The organism is Polynucleobacter tropicus (assembly GCF_013307225.1).
GTDB lineage: Bacteria > Pseudomonadota > Gammaproteobacteria > Burkholderiales > Burkholderiaceae > Polynucleobacter > Polynucleobacter tropicus.
Genome location: NZ_CP028942.1, coordinates 2,013,179 through 2,029,098, shown reverse-complemented (window position 1 = coordinate 2,029,098; position 15,920 = coordinate 2,013,179). Strand labels below are relative to the sequence as shown.

The following is a 15,920-nucleotide window of genomic DNA, read 5'->3' as shown; positions in this document are numbered from 1 at the left end:
GAATGAAAATTGTTTTTGCTGGCACCCCCGAGTTTGCGGCGCAAGCAATGCGTGCGATTGAGGGGGCTGGCCACCAAATTGTTTTGGTCTTAACGCAGCCCGATCGCAGGGCCGGAAGGGGCATGCATTTACAAGCAAGCCCAGTTAAGCAGTTTGCTTTAGAAAAAAATATTCCCGTCTTGCAACCAGAAACTCTCAGGAGAACTGTTGCAGATCCTCAGAAAAAAATTCAGGCTGAGGGAGCATATAAGCAGCTTTTAGTAACTGATTTTGATGCAATGGTCGTGGTTGCTTACGGCTTGATCTTGCCGCAAGAAATTTTGGATATCACTGAGCGCCCTGGAAGATTCGGGAGTTTTAATATTCATGCTTCGCTTTTGCCGCGGTGGCGAGGCGCTGCGCCTATTCAGCGCGCGATTGAGCATGGCGATGCTAAAGCGGGTGTTTGCATTATGCAAATGGACGCTGGCCTTGATACTGGCGATACCGTAATGGTTGAAGAGCTTGACATTGGTTCGAACGAAACCAGCGCCACTTTGCACGATAGGTTGGCAACATTGGGCGCTAAATTAATTGTTAATACGCTGCATCAGCTAGAAACCGTTGGTAACTTGCCTCGAAGCCCACAAGCAGCACAAGGAATTACTTATGCTGAAAAAATAGCAAAAGATGAAGCGGAGATTGACTGGGGCGATGATGCCCAGAATATCGATACTCGAATTCGGGCATTCAACCCTTTTCCAGGGGCTACTAGCTCAATTGGTAATTTAAGCCTCAAGCTGTGGAATTCTCGAATTCCCAGAAACGCGCCGAGCGAAGAACAAGCCAGCACTGGACAAATACTTGGCTTTGGTGACGAGAGTGTTTTTGTAAAGTGTGGCACCGGAGTAATTGAAATTTTAGAAATGCAAAAGCCTGGCGGAAAAAGAATTCCAGCGAAGTTGTGTTTACAAGGCTTAAGTGAGGCCGGCGAAATGCTGCGCTTTCAAGCCAAAGAAAATTCTGTCCCCTAAGATTGCCGCCCTTGGAAGATCAAAAAACTGCGCTTAATCTCCCCTTGTCTGAAGCGATTACGATCTCAGCGCAAGCGATCGGTGAGGTCATGAGTGGTAGATCATTAACAGAGGTTTTAGATCAACTAGATGCACATGAAAGGCCGATTGTGCAGAGCCTTAGCTTTAATGCGCTTCGCAAGTGGGTTCGATCGCAGGAGTTGATGAGGCAATTTATTCCTAAAGCTCCGCCGCCTGAGGTTGCTCATTTATTGAGTGTTGCCATTGCTCTTTTTTTACAAGACAGTACCGATGGCAAAGGCTATGCCAGTCATACGATTGTTGATCAGTCGGTTAGGGCCTGCGGGAAATATGACAAGACGATGTATGCAAAGGGCTTAGTAAACGCCGTGCTGCGTAAAGTAAGCCTAGCAACACAACCCTCGGAATATCCCCCTGATCCTATACCCATGTTTGTTCCACCTTGGTGGCGAGCAAACCTCAAGAATAATTATTCCAAGCAGTGGCAATCTATTTTGTTTACTCAAGCAAGGCGCGCACCACTCATCTTGAGGGTAAATCAAAAACAATATTCTCGAGAGCAGTATCAATCCTTATTGGATGAAGCTGGCATTGCCTCATCTGCAATTGAATCCCTTGCGGGTTTTGCCTTACCAGACGCGCTATTAATTCCTAATCCCGTACCTGTTTCGGATCTGCCAGGTTTTTATGGTGGCGCAGTTTCTGTGCAAGATAGTGGTGCTCAATTAGCGGCAAGTTTGTTAACGCCCAATTCGAGTGATTTAATATTAGATGCTTGTTCTGCGCCCGGTGGAAAAACAGCCCACTTATTAGAACTTGCCGATTGTCAGATGTTGGCTCTCGAGATTGATGAAGAGCGCATTGGAAAAATTAATGGCAATCTAGATCGACTTCGATTGCGGTCTGAAAAAGTAAAAGTGCTTCACGGCGATGCCTCTAAATCTTCATGGTGGGACGGCGCTCTTTTTGACAAAATTTTGCTGGATGCGCCATGTTCTGCATCGGGCATAGTTGCTAGACACCCAGACATTCCATTTTTACGGCGCCAGTCCGACGTTGTGGCCTTACAAAAGAAGCAACGTGAAATTTTGACCCAAGCATGGCAAATGCTAAAGCCCGAAGGCTTGCTTCTATACGTAACTTGCTCTGTATTTCCCGAAGAGGGAGAGAATCAAGCGGTGTGGTTTGCGCAGCAGCACACCAATGCGTTACGATTAGACGCTCCAGGACAGCTTTTACCCACCGAGGTAAACGACGGTTTTTATTATGCTTTGTTTAAGAAAAATGGGCGATGAGCCAAAGAATTAAGCAATTCATCCTTTTGGGTTTGATGGCGTTGAGTCTATTCTCAACAGCCGTCAGTGCTGAAGGCATCAAAATTAAATCCTTTGAATTAGAAAAGGTGGATAACGATTGGGTGTTAAGTGCCGCTTTTCAAATTGAACTTTCACCAGGCTTAGAAGATGCGGTGCAAAAAGGCGTAGTCTTATATTTTCAAACCGATTTTGATTTAGTGCGCTCGCGCTGGTATTGGTTCGATGAGAAAGCCATAGTTGCACAAAGACAAACACGTTTGTCATATCAGCCCTTGACTCAGCAATACCGAATCGCTTCTGAGGGCTTAACATTTTCAGCCAGAACAATTTCTGAAGCGCTTCAGGCAGTTGGAAGTATTGGCGGTTGGCGCGTAATTGATGGCAACCAAATAGACCCAAGCAAAAGCTATAGTGCTGGCCTACGAATGAGTTTAGATTTAAGCAAGCTTCCAAAACCATTTCAGGTAAATGCGCTTAATAACCGAGAGTGGAATGTTTCAAGCGAGTGGTTGCATTTCCCATTTTCAGCAAGTAGCCCAAGTCCAATTAAGCGATAAGTAATGAGAGAAGCCTTTGCCCCCCGTCAGCCAAGCTTTTTTGATTCAAAGCTATGGCGTAAAAAGGTACTGCCTGGGGCGATAGGTCTCATTGGCGTTTTTGCCCTTTTGTTGTTGGTATTGCTCTCGATTGCTTCATCTAATACCGAGTTCTTTGATCGTTACTTCATATGGCTTTATGCAGCCAACTTAATTATTGGCGCATCTTTAATTCTGGTCATTTTGGTGCTCGGCATCGTGATTGCGGTTCGTTGGCATCGGGGCCATTTTGGAACGCGCCTCATCGCGAAGCTAGCGATGATTTTTGCTTTGGTAGGCATTGTTCCTGGTTTGATTCTGTATGGTGTTTCACTCCAGTTCGTTTCGCGAAGTATCGAGACTTGGTTTGACGTGCAAGTTGAGTCAGCCTTGAACTCAGGTTTAGAGTTGGGCCGCGTGACCTTGCGGGTGGCCCAAGAAGAGATATTGGGCGAAGGTAATTTCATTGCCGAACAAATTGCCCAAGTTCCATCAGGTACAGGCTCAGAGCAAGTTGGCGCCATGGTAATGAAGATTCGTAATCAGTTTGGCATTCAAGAGGTCAGCCTCTTTAATATGCAGCGCAACTTAATATTCTCGAGTGAATTAAAGTCGAAAAAGTATTTGCCGGCACCAAGTTCAGAGGTTATTTCTGAAGCCTTTAAAAAGAAAGGCATTACTTTTTTAGATCAGGTTGAAATGGATGGCCGTCAGCGAGGCTATCGGGTACGGGCAATTATTCCAGTAATTCGCAATAAAGCCCTGCTTAGTAAAGGCGCCGAAGATCGATATTTTTTACAGCTGGTGAGATACATCCCGATGCCACTGGCAAAAAATATTTATGCTGTTGAGTCTGCTTATAGCGAGTATCAGGAGAAATCATTAGGACGTACTGGTCTGCGAAAAATGTTCGTAGGTACCCTAACGCTCACATTGTTCTTCGCTCTATTTGTCGCGGTAACTTTGGCATTGCTATTGGGCCGCCAATTGGCTCGACCATTATTAATGCTGCTTAAGGGCACCCAAGCTGTTGCACAGGGTGACCTATCTCCTAAGCCAGAGCTAGATACGGGCGATGAATTGGGAATGCTAACCAGACAATTTAATGTCATGACCAAGCAATTGGCCGACACTCGCACGTCCTTGCAAGAGTCCAAGGCTTTCTTGGAAAAAGTACTGGGAAGCCTTACGGCCGGCGTTTGCATTTTTGATAAGAATTACAACGTTGTTTCTAGTAATGCGGGCGCGGACCGAATCTTTGCCCAAGACTTAACCCTGCTGGATGGAAAGCCATTGAGTAGCAACCCTGCGCTTGTAGATTTTGAAGAGGCCATCAAAGAAGGCTTTGCTACGATGAAGCTTGCCGTTGCTGAAAGCGATCCCGAGAATGGAGCCGCACCTATTTGGCAAAAGCAAATTCAGCTAAAAACCAGCAATGAATACGAAAATGAACTGGGTGTAACTTTATTTGTTCGTGGCACCCAATTAACATCTGACCTACGCATGGTGGTGTTTGATGACATCACAGACGTGGTCAGCGCTCAAAGATCGATCGCTTGGAGCGAAGTTGCTAGACGCTTGGCCCATGAGATCAAAAACCCATTGACCCCAATTCAGCTCTCGGCCGAACGATTGCAGCATAAATTGGCCGGTAAGCTCAGCACCGAGCAAGAAGAGATGATGAATCGCAGCACTGAAACCATTATTAGTCAGGTGCAGGCGATGAAAGAAATGGTCAATGATTTCCGCGACTTCGCGAAAACGCCAACCCCTCAATTAAAGTCCGTTTCTATCAACACGCTCACTTCGGAAATATTGGGTCTTTATGAAGGAAGTCCAATTCGTACGTATCTTGATCCTCATTGCCCCAGTATCATGGGAGATCCGACTCAGCTTAGACAAGTCATTCATAACTTGCTCCAAAATGCGCAAGATTCGACTTTAGAGGGCAATAGGCAGGCGGATCCGGTGGAAGTTAAAACTGAACTGGTGTCTTATGGAGAGCAAAGCGGCGCTACACAAAATGCAGTTCGCTTAACAATAAGTGATAGTGGTGTTGGATTTCCAGCTAAGATATTGGCAAGAGCGTTTGAACCTTACGTTACTACGAAGACCAAGGGCACGGGATTGGGATTGGCTGTAGTTAAAAAGATTATTGATGATCACGGTGCCAAAATAGAAATTCGGAATCGTATGCAGGGAGAAGAAGTGGTTGGTGCGCAAGTATCCATTTTGTTTATGAACTTAGCAAAAGAGGCTGCCTAAGTATGGCGAGTATTTTGGTTGTTGATGATGAGATGGGAATTCGTGAGCTTCTCAATGAGATCCTCACAGATGAGGGCCATACTGTGTATGCTGCTGAAAGCGCCATACAGGCGCGCACTATTCGTGAACAGATGCGGCCAGATTTGGTTTTGCTAGACATTTGGATGCCAGACACCGACGGCATTACTTTGCTTAAAGAGTGGTCTAAGACGGGTCAATTAACCATGCCTGTGGTGATGATGTCGGGCCACGCAACGATTGACACCGCTGTAGAGGCAACCCGTATTGGCGCACTAAACTTTTTAGAAAAGCCAATTGCATTACAAAAGCTATTAAAGACAGTCAGCAAGGCGTTAGAGAGCTCGCCAAAACACATTGAGCCAGCAGAAGAAAAAACATTGGCGACTGGAATGCCGATGAGTGCCGCTACAAAACCTTCTGCTGCTGAGCCAATGGCTGCGCCTCTTGAGGGGGAGTACATCAGCGGAATCGCAAAAACCTATTTTGATTTGCCTCTGAGAGAGGCGCGCGATTTGTTTGAGAAAGCTTACTTTGAGCATCAAATGCAAATCATGGGCGGTAGTATGACCAAGATTTCGGAGTACACGGGCTTAGAGAGAACCCATCTATATCGCAAGTTGAAGGCTCTAGGCATTGATACGTCCCGCAACAAGGGTGAGCAATAAAATCTATCAGTAGTTGGCCATAACTTTTTGGCAAATTATTTCTTACATGGGGTGTGCTTGAAAAAATCAGCAAGACTCATGTTGATGGCACATCTTATTCGGAATTATTTCCATGGAAATTAAAGTCAATTTTCTCGATAAGCTTCGTCTAGAAGCGAAGTTCGACGACTTCACCGTAATTGCTGACCAGCCTATCCGTTACAAGGGTGACGGCTCAGCACCAGGGCCATTCGATTATTTTTTGGCATCCTCTGCTTTATGTGCAGCGTATTTTGTGAAGCTGTATTGTGATACACGCAATATTTCTACTGAAAATATTCGTCTCTCACAAAATAATATTGTTGACCCCGATAATCGTTATCAACAGATTTTCAAAATCCAAGTTGAGCTGCCTGAAGATATTTCAGCGGTAGATCGTCAAGGTATTTTGCGCTCCATTGAGCGGTGTACGGTTAAGAAAGTAGTCCAGGCTGGCCCAGGGTTTGTCATTGAAGAGGTCAAGAATCTAGATGCCGATGCCCAGACCTTATTGAACTTAAAGCCCGCTGCCGATACAAACACCTTTATTGTCGGCAAAGATTTGCCGCTAGAGCAAACCATTGCCAATATGTCTAAAGTGTTGGCTGATCTGGGAATTAAGATTGAGATCGCTTCTTGGCGTAACCTCATCCCAAATGTATGGTCTTTGCATATCCGTGATGCGCATTCGCCAATGTGCTTTACCAATGGCAAAGGAGCGACAAAAGAGAGCGCTCTAGCCTCGGCTTTGGGTGAATATATTGAGAGACTCAGCAATAACCACTTTTATGCTGGCGCATACTGGGGCGAAGATATCGCCAATAAAGAATTTGTGCACTACCCAAATGAGCGCTGGTTCAAGCCAGGTGATAAGAATGCGTTACCGTCAGAAATTCTTGATGAGTATTGCCTAAAAATTTTTGATCCAGACGGTGAGTTGCGTGCCTCACATTTAATCGATACCAATTCTGGAAATATTGAAAGAGGCATTTGTTGTTTGCCTTATGTTCGTCAACCTGATGGCAAGACAATTTATTTTCCGACAAATTTAATTGAGAACCTTTACGTTAGTAATGGGATGAGTGCGGGAAATACTTTGGCCGAAGCACAAGTGCAATGCCTCTCAGAAATATTTGAGCGTGCGGTAAAAAGAGAAATATTGGAAGGAGAAATTGCTTTGCCTGAGGTGCCGCGCGCAGTGCTTGAAAAATATCCAAGCATCCTGGCAGGTATTCAGGGGCTAGAGGAGCAAGGGTTTCCAGTCTTAGTAAAGGATGCATCACTTGGGGGTGTTTACCCGGTGATGTGCGTTACCTTAATGAATCCCCGAACAGGCGGTGTATTTGCCTCTTTTGGCGCCCACCCAAGCCTAGAGGTCGCGCTGGAACGTAGCTTAACTGAGCTACTCCAGGGTCGGAGCCTAGAGGGCTTGAATGATTTGCCTCCGCCTACGTTTGCAAGCGAGGCAGTGACGGAACCCAATAACTTTGTTGAGCACTTTATTGATTCAAGCGGAATAGTATCGTGGCGTTTTTTTAGTGCGAAGGCGGATTATCAATTTGTTGAATGGGATTTTTCGGGCCACGGCGAAGACTCCAATGCTCAGGAGGCGGCAACACTATTTGGCATTCTTAAAAATATGGGCAAAGAGGCTTATGTTGCTGTGTATGACCAATTGGGGGCGATTGCTTGCCGAATTCTCGTTCCAGGTTATTCCGAGGTCTATCCAGTAGAAGATCTGGTGTGGGATAACACAAATAAGGCCCTGCTATTCCGTTACGATATTCTGAATTTACATTCATTAAGCGATGCGAAACTCAGCGCGCTGCTAGATCGATTAGAGAATAACGAGCTTGATGAGTATGGAGATATTGCAACTCTTATTGGTATTGAGTTTGATGAGAATACGCCTTGGGGCCAGCTAACAGTTTTAGAGGTAAAGCTATTAATTCAGTTAGCGCTTAAAAATTTCGATGAAGCACAAGAGTTGGTGGGCGCTTTTCTTCAATATAACGACAACACTGTTGAACGCAAATTGTTTTATCAGGCACTCAATGCAGTTCTAGAGATTGTTCTCAATGACGATTTATTGATTCAAGACTATGAGGTAAATCTTCGTAGAATGTTTGGCAATGAGCGCATGGATGCGGTGCTGGGCTCGGTAAATGGCTCAATGCGTTTTTATGGGCTGACCCCAACCAGTATTAAGCTAGAGGGCCTTGACCGCCACCACCGCCTGCTCGACAGCTATAAGAAACTACACGTAGCTCGTTCAAAGGCAATAACAACCTCTAGTTAGCGCCAGTAGGCAGTTTTTCTAGGCCAAAACCCAGTTTCCTTTATAATTCCAAGTCTTGGCCTGGTAGCTCAGTCGGTAGAGCAGAGGATTGAAAATCCTTGTGTCGGTGGTTCGATTCCGCCCCGGGCCACCACAGATACTGGGCTACAGCCCGAAAGTGTGTCACAAAATTCTATAACACACTCTTTACACAGTTTGCAAATGGGTATACGCTGTAAAACATTACATTCAATGTTTATCAGCCTCGCAGAGCGATATGCCCAAAAAAATTTCAGTTCCTCGCAAAACATCAGCACCTAAATCTGTAGCAATAAGCGATTCGCTGATTCATCTACGCGATGGTGATGTTGTTTTATACAAAAGAGAGAACAGCGATAAGTGGCAAGCGCGATATAAATTCAAGAATAAATGGCATCGTATAAGCACTAAAGAGCGCAATGCTGACTATGCTGGCAAAGTTGCATGCGAAGAATATGACAGAGCAAGATTTTTGGACGACGAAGATATTGTCATTACAAGCAAGAAATTTGGCGCTGTTGCAAAAGTAGTTGCTGAAGGCTTGCAATCACAGCTAGATAGTGGGAAAGGCAAGGTCGTCTATCAAACCTACATCACTGTTATCAACAAATATTTAATCCCATTTTTCAAAAATTACAACATCAATAGTATTGACTACGATGCATTAGTTAAGTTTGACGAGTGGCGAGAAAAAGAGATGGGCAAGAAGCCTCGCGCAAGCACAATTACAAATCACAACACTGCAATAAACAGAGTATTAGAGTATGCAGTGGATATGGGATATATGAGCAAAGTGCATTTGCCTAAATTACAAAATGATGGAGCAAAAAGTAAGCCTCGCCCAACATTCAGCAAAAGCGAATATAAGAGCCTCACAACATTTATGGCTACTTGGTGCAAAAAAGGGCACATGCAACGAACTAAGGATATGCGTGAGCTATTAAGAGACTATGTTCTGATACTTGCAAATACTGGCATGAGGCATGGCACAGAGGCTTTAGGTCTCAAATGGAAAGATATTGAGTGGATAACAACTGATGGAGAGCGCTTTTTACAATTTACGGTAGATGGTAAAACTGGAAGTCGCACATTGATTGCACGACATAATACTCAAGACTATTTAGAGCGCATTCAGTTGCGTAATGATGGAATTAAGACTTTAAATTTTGATGCATTACTTAAAAAGCGTGTAGATGACTATGTATTCAAATTGAGGGATGGAACAGTCAGCGCAAATTTGAATGGAACCTTTAGACATTTAATGCGTGATAGTGGCCTCAATAAAAATGGTGCAAATAAAACCCTATACAGCTTGCGTCATACCTATGCGCACCTAGCATTACTTGAAGGGGAAATGACAGTTTTTGATTTATCTCAACAGATGGGAACAAGTGTGAAGATGATTGAAAAGTATTATGGTCATGTAAAACCATCGCATATAGCAAGAAAGGTTGCTGGTAAGCGTATGGGAAAACATAAAGTAGCTGCTAACTAATGCTAAAGGATATATGAAATACATTCTTACAATTTTGACGACTTTTTCATCTTTGGCTGTTGCTCAAACAACTTATTACTCTGACGCCAATGGCATGCCAATGGGCACAGCACAAAAAAGTGGTAACACTACCTATTACTCTAATGCCAATGGAATGCCAATTGGGACAGCTCAGCAAAGTGGCAACACAACTTATTATTCAAACGCTAATGGCATGCCAGTAGGCACTGCACAGTCAACCCAACCTATTCAGCCACAACCCTTTCAGCAAGCCCCAATGAATGCTCCATCAGCACCCACCTTTCCATCTGGCCCCCTTTTCCCAAGCAGCCCAAGAGGGATGTAATTATGGATAGCAAACAGCACAAACAAATCTCATTGGACTTTGCTAATGAGGTGGTGGATAGTCTGAATCAGAATAAACAACAGTCTGTGCCAAAAGATATTCTTGCTGAGATATTTGAAAAAAGTGACGAGGAATTTTTATTGAGTTGCTATGCTGTGCATAGAGAATTTGAGACAAAAGCTGGAAGACAGCCTCAAACACTTGAAGAATATACAAAAGAGTTTTACAGAGAGAAGACTGAAGAAGAAATAAAACAAGCAGAGCAATTTCAAGATGAGATAGACACCTATTTAAGGCATAACGGACCAATAGGCTCTCGTGCTCGCGCTCAGCCTAAATTAACCTTTTTGGGCAGACTCCAAAAATGGATTCATAACACTTTTAAATAGGTTTCGCTAAAGTTGGGTGCATGGCTAATGCAAGATTTTTTTGAGCTTTAGATATTTTCTGTCTATCGCGCTCAGCTTTTAATTGTCTGTTTAGATTATCTTTTTGAGTTTGCAAGGCTTTAATGCGAGCTTTTTCTGGCGTTAAAGGTTGAGTGGCAGCCACTTCTTTGATTTTCATTTTTAGATTAGGGTTGGAATGCTTATTACATTATTGGCGCCAAACTGAGCTTGCAATATTTTGGTTGCAAAGTTCACATTCTCTGCAAATACAACCGTGGTTACAACCATGCCACTAGCTCTTACTATTGCGCGAAATTGTTTCATATAAGTATTTAGTGGCGTGGTATTAGTTTGTGACTAAATCAACACCTTCAAAATCACATCACGCTTCTGTTCAAGTGTATAGCCAACAGTTCCGTAAGTATTAAATTCACTACCACCACTGCTGTGTCCAGTAATGCTTTCAGCAAGGCGTGTAGGTATGTCATTTCTTGCCTTCATCCTATCAATGATTGCATGTCTAAACATATGGCTCTTGAAGTCAAACTCTTTTAGCGTTTTCTTAATGATTTGAGAACAACTTGAATTGCCATTATCTCTTGCATAGTGAGGAACAAACCATTCACTATTTTTCTTTTTAGCTATCTTATATAGCTCTTTGGCAGCATCAAGCGATACCCCACAAAGTGGCACAGCACGAATGCTAGATTTTGTTTTTCTGTCGCTTAAGGCATTTCTTCTTATCCATAAGTGTGGGATATCGTGCTCCAATACGCAATCTTCTAATCTTGCGAACAATGGCTCAGATAGCCTAAAGCCAGTATTCAGTTGAATAAGGGCTATCAACTTATGTGGAGTTGAGTTTTTTAATAGGCACTCTTTCACTTGATGGATTAGCTGAGTGGTAATAATTGGCATTGGACGCTTGTTATCCCCTTCGCCTCTAATCTTCAAGGCTCTAAATGGGCTTAACCTATCAATGTCCAAATGCTTAAATGCCATATTGAGCATAGCGTTTAGCGTATTGTTGTGCTTGCGAATGCTGGTTGGGCTTAAACCTCTTGCAAGTTGATAGTCTCTGTATTCAGTGATGTGCCAATGCTTTAGCTCATCCAATGTTAAGTCTCCAAAGAATTCCTTAAAACTGCGAAAGTGATAGTTAGCGTGTTTAACGAATGTTGGGCGATGTGAAGATGTTGCTTCATTCATGTAGATTTGGAAGGCATCAGTAATCGTTGGCAATTTGCCATTTCTCTGCTTTGCTAAATGCTCGCTGATTACCTTGGCAAGGAACTCCTCTTCAAAGTTCATGCCGTTGACATTGATTAAGCGCTCTACTTTGTCAAATACGATTGGGTGGGGTTTTATGACAATGCTTTTCATGTGGGGTATCTATTGTTGAGTGGTAAATGGGCATAAAGCCCATCTACTTACTTGCCAAATGCCATTCTTGTAGCTTCGCTTACCTCGCTAATTGCTTCATCAAGTTCGCCATTTAAAACAGCTACTTTTAATGATTTAAGCGTGTTGATAAGTTCATCGCCAGTTGAAAGTTCAATGGCATTAGCTTTAGTTTTTTTATTCAAAGTTAATGTTTTGGCGCCATATTTGACTGCAAGATTGATTTTTCCAGTATCGCTAACCCAAAACCACTCTTTTATGCGTTTGGTTACCTCTGCTGTCATGCGCTCCCCAGTTTGCTTGTTTACAAAAGTCTTTAAGCGTTTTGGTGCGTAAGTATTGCCAGCCTTTTGTGCTTCGCAAAGCAATAGTTGCTCATCTAATTTCGCACAGAGCTTGTTGCGACGATGAACAATTGGCGCTACTGTTTGATGTTTTCTGCTAGTTACCAATTTAAGTGAATTTAATGCGCTCATTTTCTCTCCTTGTTTGTTAATGGGCTCATTAAATTTATTATCAGAATAGGCATTTGGACGACCTCTTTTTGCCACCATAAATCTAATATTTCACCTATAAATCTATGGCTTTATTTGGTATTGCATAAATAACTATACAAATGAGACATAAAAGTTGGCACGCTGAATGTAATAGTGCTGCAGAATCTGTTCTGATGTGTGACAGTATGCAATTGGGTTACTCATTACTCGCTTCTTTACACTACCTAGCTGATGGCTAGATGCTTAAATGACGCCCCAATGTGGCAGCTCCATTTGTAAAGTCGTAATAGTTAGTAGCGTAGTAATACGCGAATAAAGTGAGTGGGATGCCACAATTAAACCCACAAACACTCCACAAAGCTACTGGTATAGGCTGTGGAGCTGTTGCGTAAGACGAGCACATAAAAGGTGATAGCAAAACCTACCTTTCTTGTTAAATCAAGTTGTGTATATGCCAGATGTGACACCTAAGTAAAGGTAAAAGTCGCTACGCCTCTATAGGAGGCGTGGCATATAAGCCCTAGTAAAGATATTCACAAAGCAATATCAATTAAAAAGATAAAAAAGATGTGACGAGCAAAAGCGTTAGCTTTTGCGAAGACACAGCAAGCAACGGAGTTGCTTGTTTTTAAATGTAAAGGCTGTGATAAAGTAAATTTAATTGGATATTGAAAATATGGACAACAAAGAAGAGCTAAAAGCATACATAGACGAATGCGTTGCTAAAGAGCGTATATGTCCAATACCAATGAAATGGAATGATTTATACAAATTTATCAAAATTAAAACTGGTAAAGATGATGTAGTAAAACCTTTGATTTTGACTGGCTGGTATATCACTTCAAATTTAATGAAGGAAATTTGCTTTCGCGAACAGCTTGAATATGCATACGACAATGGCATATTAGAAAATGTAAAAACATATTTAGGTAAGTTAACTGAAGAGCAGTGGCATCACTCTAATGATTAAGCACATGTATCCACAGCATGTTGTCGCAATTTTTGGAAAAGAATTGAGTGCTAACAGTAATGATGGAATGACATTTGAAACAAGGTTAGCTGACCAATGGGGGAATGACGATGCTGTTAGTGCTCATTTAGAAATATGCGACTTAATTTTTGATGAGTCTGTTGGCGAAAACTTTGAATCACAACAAACAAATGCTTCCAAATTACTGGCTGGCAAAAAGGCAAAGCTGATTATTGCTTATGGTTTGGTGGATTGGGCAAGTAAAAAAGCAAGGCAAGATATATCGTTCTCCAAAAAAGGAGAAGAGGCATTTATATTTTGGAAGGTGGAAGAATTAGAGTTTTTGAATGGCATTGCCAATGCTATGAAAGGCGATGGCAAAGTTTGGGTAAAGATAGACATGTTTTGCGATGACACATATTTTGACGATTTTGAAGAAAACTCAAGCTACAGCGTTAATCTATACAAAATATCTATCAATTTTTCAAAATAACCCAAATTAAAGAATCTTTAATTATTGGTAATTCGCAAAAATACAAATAAATGGGCAATTCTTTTTGAGTGGGGCAAATTGGTGCTTAGCACTTCAAAAACAGTCTTTCCCTTTGCTACGCATAGTAAACACCTCAAATCAGCGTTATAAATGCTTAATGCACGATAGCAAATAGCAATAGCTAAGAAATTCACAAACAGCACATAGACGCTGTATTCAAATCTAGCTAATTCTGTAGTCTAAATCCCACATATTTTATAAATAGTCATATGTAAGGAAATACACAAAACCTTTGGTTTGTCTTTAAAAACCATGGTTCTCTTGTGTATCCCATTGATTATTGGAAGGATTTAAATTTGATACATTTTTGGCAAAAAGAGGTCGCAGAAAACAAACAAAGAAAACAAAATTTAGCTATTGCAAAGTTATATTTAGGGAAAAAGGCAATGGCTAAGCAAGCTAAAACACTTTCACAAACAGAAATACGCAAAGTTCTTGATTACATCGCATCACGCAAGCACAGTGCACGCAATAGGGCATTACTAATGACTACATTTTTAAGTGGCGTTAGGGTTGGAGAATTAGCAAGCCTAAGATTTAAGGATGTCGTTGATAGCGAGGGCAACATAAGAAATGAAATACGCCTATTAGCTGAAAACACAAAGACAAATGAGGCAAGAACAGTGTTCGTAAATGAGAAATTAAAAAAAGAATTGGCAGCTTACGCAACTATATACACGCCTCAAAATATCAATTGCAAGTTCTTTTATAGCCAAAAGGCAGATAGCGATGGATTTACAGCAAATACGCTTACTCAGTTTTTTCACTATCTTTACAAGCGCAGTGGTGTAGATGGTGCAAGCTCACATAGTGGGCGCAGAACTTTTATCACTAATTTAGCCAATAAGGGAATTGGCGTAAGAGTGTTGGCAAGTTTAGCTGGCCATAAAAGCATCTCAACTACGCAGTGCTACATAGATGTAAATGATGATATGAAGCGTAAGGCCGTAGAGCTTGCTTAATGCTTATTAGCATTAAGCAGCCTCCTTAATAATATTTTGGTTTTGGTATCTCGTCAGACAATAGTCCAACAATGTAATTGAATGTTTATTGCTGTTTGCTGCTTCATTACATGGAAGATATAAATTCTCTGTATCTAAGCTTGGGATATCTGACAAAAATATTTCATCATCATCCAAGTTAACTTTCATAAATTCATTGTTTGTAAATAGCAATGAAGACGCTACAGTAGATTCAATATCGTCATAATGCTCCCTTGCATATTCAGCAATTTCCATATCAACAACATACTCGCCAATGTGATTGCTTAATGTGGTATCAAAATGTTGACCAGACGCATCAACATTCCACCAGTGCTGGATAATCTCCACTCCTTTGTGAATGTAGTTAAGAGGGTCATATGGTTCAATAAACCAACCACTTACAATTTTTATCCCATTTTTTCTGCTTAAGAGAGAGTGCGCATTGTTGAGGCAATTGTTTGGTTTTAATCCACCAACTTGCTTTACCTTAACTACCTCTACAACATAATTTGTGAATGGTTGTCTTGCTTTTATTAGTTCTCTAGTTGCTTTATACATGTTAGTTTCCTTAGTAAACAAAATTTAAGATGAAGGAAGGGAAATACAAAAGATATATTTCCCTTCGTAGTTGACTCAATTTGCTTCTGCTGCCATTTCAAAAACCCCAACTTTATCTGTAGCAAAAAACTTGCTGTAAAACTCAATTTTGGGTTGCAGCTTTGCTTTAAGCTCATTCAAAGTCATTTCTCCAGCATCTTCTGGGCAAATATTGATACAAAAATACGAGTCAATGAAATCAATGATTTCAACAACACGCTTGTAATAGTCAGCACCATTTTGCTGTGGAGCAAAAACGATTGCTGCCAATTTATCTACTGTGTCTAACTGCTTTTTTGCTTTACTCATTTTTTAATTCCTTTGTATTAAACATAGCGAATTTGCTATACAAGTAGGATAACAAAAAAGTGAATTTACGACAAAATACACTTTGTAAAATAATCAAAGTGATAGCTTTTTATTGAGTAAAAGCAAAGTGTGTTCCCTAATCATGAGATGGTTGTTTGGGAAACTTGGG

Annotated in this window: 18 protein-coding genes and 1 tRNA gene; 13 read left to right on the top strand and 6 right to left on the bottom strand. The window is 41.7% G+C overall.

What is annotated here, in order from left to right; all coding sequences use genetic code 11:
* The first annotated feature begins 2 nt into the window (after positions 1 to 2).
* From fmt to DCO17_RS10350, 10 genes are all read left to right on the top strand, one after another.
* Entirely contained in the window at positions 3 to 1,013 is a 1,011-nt protein-coding gene (fmt, locus tag DCO17_RS10395; RefSeq protein WP_173956634.1) for a methionyl-tRNA formyltransferase, read from the top strand.
* An 11-nt stretch (positions 1,014 to 1,024) separates the two neighbouring features.
* Positions 1,025 to 2,329: a 16S rRNA (cytosine(967)-C(5))-methyltransferase RsmB gene (rsmB, locus tag DCO17_RS10390; RefSeq protein WP_173956633.1), complete on the top strand. Its 1,305-nt coding sequence runs from the start codon at positions 1,025 to 1,027 to the stop codon at positions 2,327 to 2,329.
* On the top strand, positions 2,326 to 2,907 hold the full coding sequence (locus DCO17_RS10385) for a DUF4390 domain-containing protein (protein WP_173956632.1): 582 nt from the start codon (positions 2,326 to 2,328) through the stop codon (positions 2,905 to 2,907). Before rsmB ends, DCO17_RS10385 begins: the two co-directional genes overlap by 4 nt.
* A gap of 3 nt (positions 2,908 to 2,910) precedes the next feature.
* Positions 2,911 to 5,190, top strand: a complete 2,280-nt coding sequence (locus DCO17_RS10380; RefSeq protein WP_173956631.1) for a sensor histidine kinase — start codon at positions 2,911 to 2,913, stop codon at positions 5,188 to 5,190.
* 2 nt (positions 5,191 to 5,192) lie between these two features.
* Positions 5,193 to 5,876 (top strand): response regulator, encoded by a 684-nt coding sequence (locus DCO17_RS10375; protein WP_173956630.1) that lies wholly within the window; start codon positions 5,193 to 5,195, stop codon positions 5,874 to 5,876.
* A gap of 112 nt (positions 5,877 to 5,988) precedes the next feature.
* Positions 5,989 to 8,193 (top strand): OsmC domain/YcaO domain-containing protein, encoded by a 2,205-nt coding sequence (locus tag DCO17_RS10370; RefSeq protein WP_173956629.1) that lies wholly within the window; start codon positions 5,989 to 5,991, stop codon positions 8,191 to 8,193.
* Positions 8,194 to 8,250: 57 nt separating this feature from the next.
* Positions 8,251 to 8,326 (top strand) — tRNA-Phe (locus DCO17_RS10365).
* A 123-nt stretch (positions 8,327 to 8,449) separates the two neighbouring features.
* On the top strand, positions 8,450 to 9,706 hold the full coding sequence (locus DCO17_RS10360; protein WP_173956628.1) for a tyrosine-type recombinase/integrase: 1,257 nt from the start codon (positions 8,450 to 8,452) through the stop codon (positions 9,704 to 9,706).
* A 13-nt stretch (positions 9,707 to 9,719) separates the two neighbouring features.
* Positions 9,720 to 10,052, top strand: coding sequence for a hypothetical protein (locus tag DCO17_RS10355; protein WP_173956627.1), 333 nt, complete (start codon positions 9,720 to 9,722; stop codon positions 10,050 to 10,052).
* A gap of 2 nt (positions 10,053 to 10,054) precedes the next feature.
* Positions 10,055 to 10,441 carry a hypothetical protein gene (locus DCO17_RS10350; protein ID WP_173956626.1) on the top strand — a complete coding sequence of 129 codons (387 nt, stop codon included), beginning with the start codon at positions 10,055 to 10,057 and terminating at the stop codon, positions 10,439 to 10,441.
* Here DCO17_RS10350 and DCO17_RS10345 read toward each other — a convergent pair.
* From DCO17_RS10345 to DCO17_RS10330, 4 genes are read right to left on the bottom strand one after another with little or no spacing between them, the layout of a single operon-like run.
* Positions 10,434 to 10,619 carry a hypothetical protein gene (locus DCO17_RS10345; RefSeq protein WP_173956625.1) on the bottom strand — a complete coding sequence of 62 codons (186 nt, stop codon included), beginning with the start codon at positions 10,617 to 10,619 and terminating at the stop codon, positions 10,434 to 10,436. The genes DCO17_RS10350 and DCO17_RS10345 overlap by 8 nt on opposite strands.
* A gap of 2 nt (positions 10,620 to 10,621) precedes the next feature.
* Entirely contained in the window at positions 10,622 to 10,765 is a 144-nt protein-coding gene (locus tag DCO17_RS10340) for a hypothetical protein (protein ID WP_173956624.1), read from the bottom strand.
* A 33-nt stretch (positions 10,766 to 10,798) separates the two neighbouring features.
* Positions 10,799 to 11,824 carry a tyrosine-type recombinase/integrase gene (locus DCO17_RS10335; RefSeq protein WP_173956623.1) on the bottom strand — a complete coding sequence of 342 codons (1,026 nt, stop codon included), beginning with the start codon at positions 11,822 to 11,824 and terminating at the stop codon, positions 10,799 to 10,801.
* A gap of 47 nt (positions 11,825 to 11,871) precedes the next feature.
* The gene (locus DCO17_RS10330; protein ID WP_367652084.1) at positions 11,872 to 12,396 is read right to left on the bottom strand and encodes a DUF6641 family protein; all 525 of its coding nucleotides are present in this window, start codon (positions 12,394 to 12,396) and stop codon (positions 11,872 to 11,874) included.
* A 619-nt stretch (positions 12,397 to 13,015) separates the two neighbouring features.
* On the opposite strand from DCO17_RS10330, the gene DCO17_RS10325 reads away from it, so the two are divergent.
* From DCO17_RS10325 to DCO17_RS10315, 3 genes are all read left to right on the top strand, one after another.
* Entirely contained in the window at positions 13,016 to 13,309 is a 294-nt protein-coding gene (locus DCO17_RS10325; protein ID WP_173956621.1) for a hypothetical protein, read from the top strand.
* Positions 13,302 to 13,802 carry a hypothetical protein gene (locus tag DCO17_RS10320; RefSeq protein WP_217425421.1) on the top strand — a complete coding sequence of 167 codons (501 nt, stop codon included), beginning with the start codon at positions 13,302 to 13,304 and terminating at the stop codon, positions 13,800 to 13,802. Before DCO17_RS10325 ends, DCO17_RS10320 begins: the two co-directional genes overlap by 8 nt.
* 446 nt (positions 13,803 to 14,248) lie before the next feature.
* Positions 14,249 to 14,824: a tyrosine-type recombinase/integrase gene (locus tag DCO17_RS10315; RefSeq protein WP_173956798.1), complete on the top strand. Its 576-nt coding sequence runs from the start codon at positions 14,249 to 14,251 to the stop codon at positions 14,822 to 14,824.
* 12 nt (positions 14,825 to 14,836) lie between these two features.
* Here DCO17_RS10315 and DCO17_RS10310 read toward each other — a convergent pair whose 3' ends face one another.
* Both DCO17_RS10310 and DCO17_RS10305 read right to left on the bottom strand, forming a co-directional pair.
* The gene (locus DCO17_RS10310; RefSeq protein WP_173956619.1) at positions 14,837 to 15,403 is read right to left on the bottom strand and encodes a hypothetical protein; all 567 of its coding nucleotides are present in this window, start codon (positions 15,401 to 15,403) and stop codon (positions 14,837 to 14,839) included.
* A 75-nt stretch (positions 15,404 to 15,478) separates the two neighbouring features.
* On the bottom strand, positions 15,479 to 15,751 hold the full coding sequence (locus tag DCO17_RS10305; protein WP_173956618.1) for a hypothetical protein: 273 nt from the start codon (positions 15,749 to 15,751) through the stop codon (positions 15,479 to 15,481).
* Between the last annotated feature and the right edge of the window lie 169 nt (positions 15,752 to 15,920).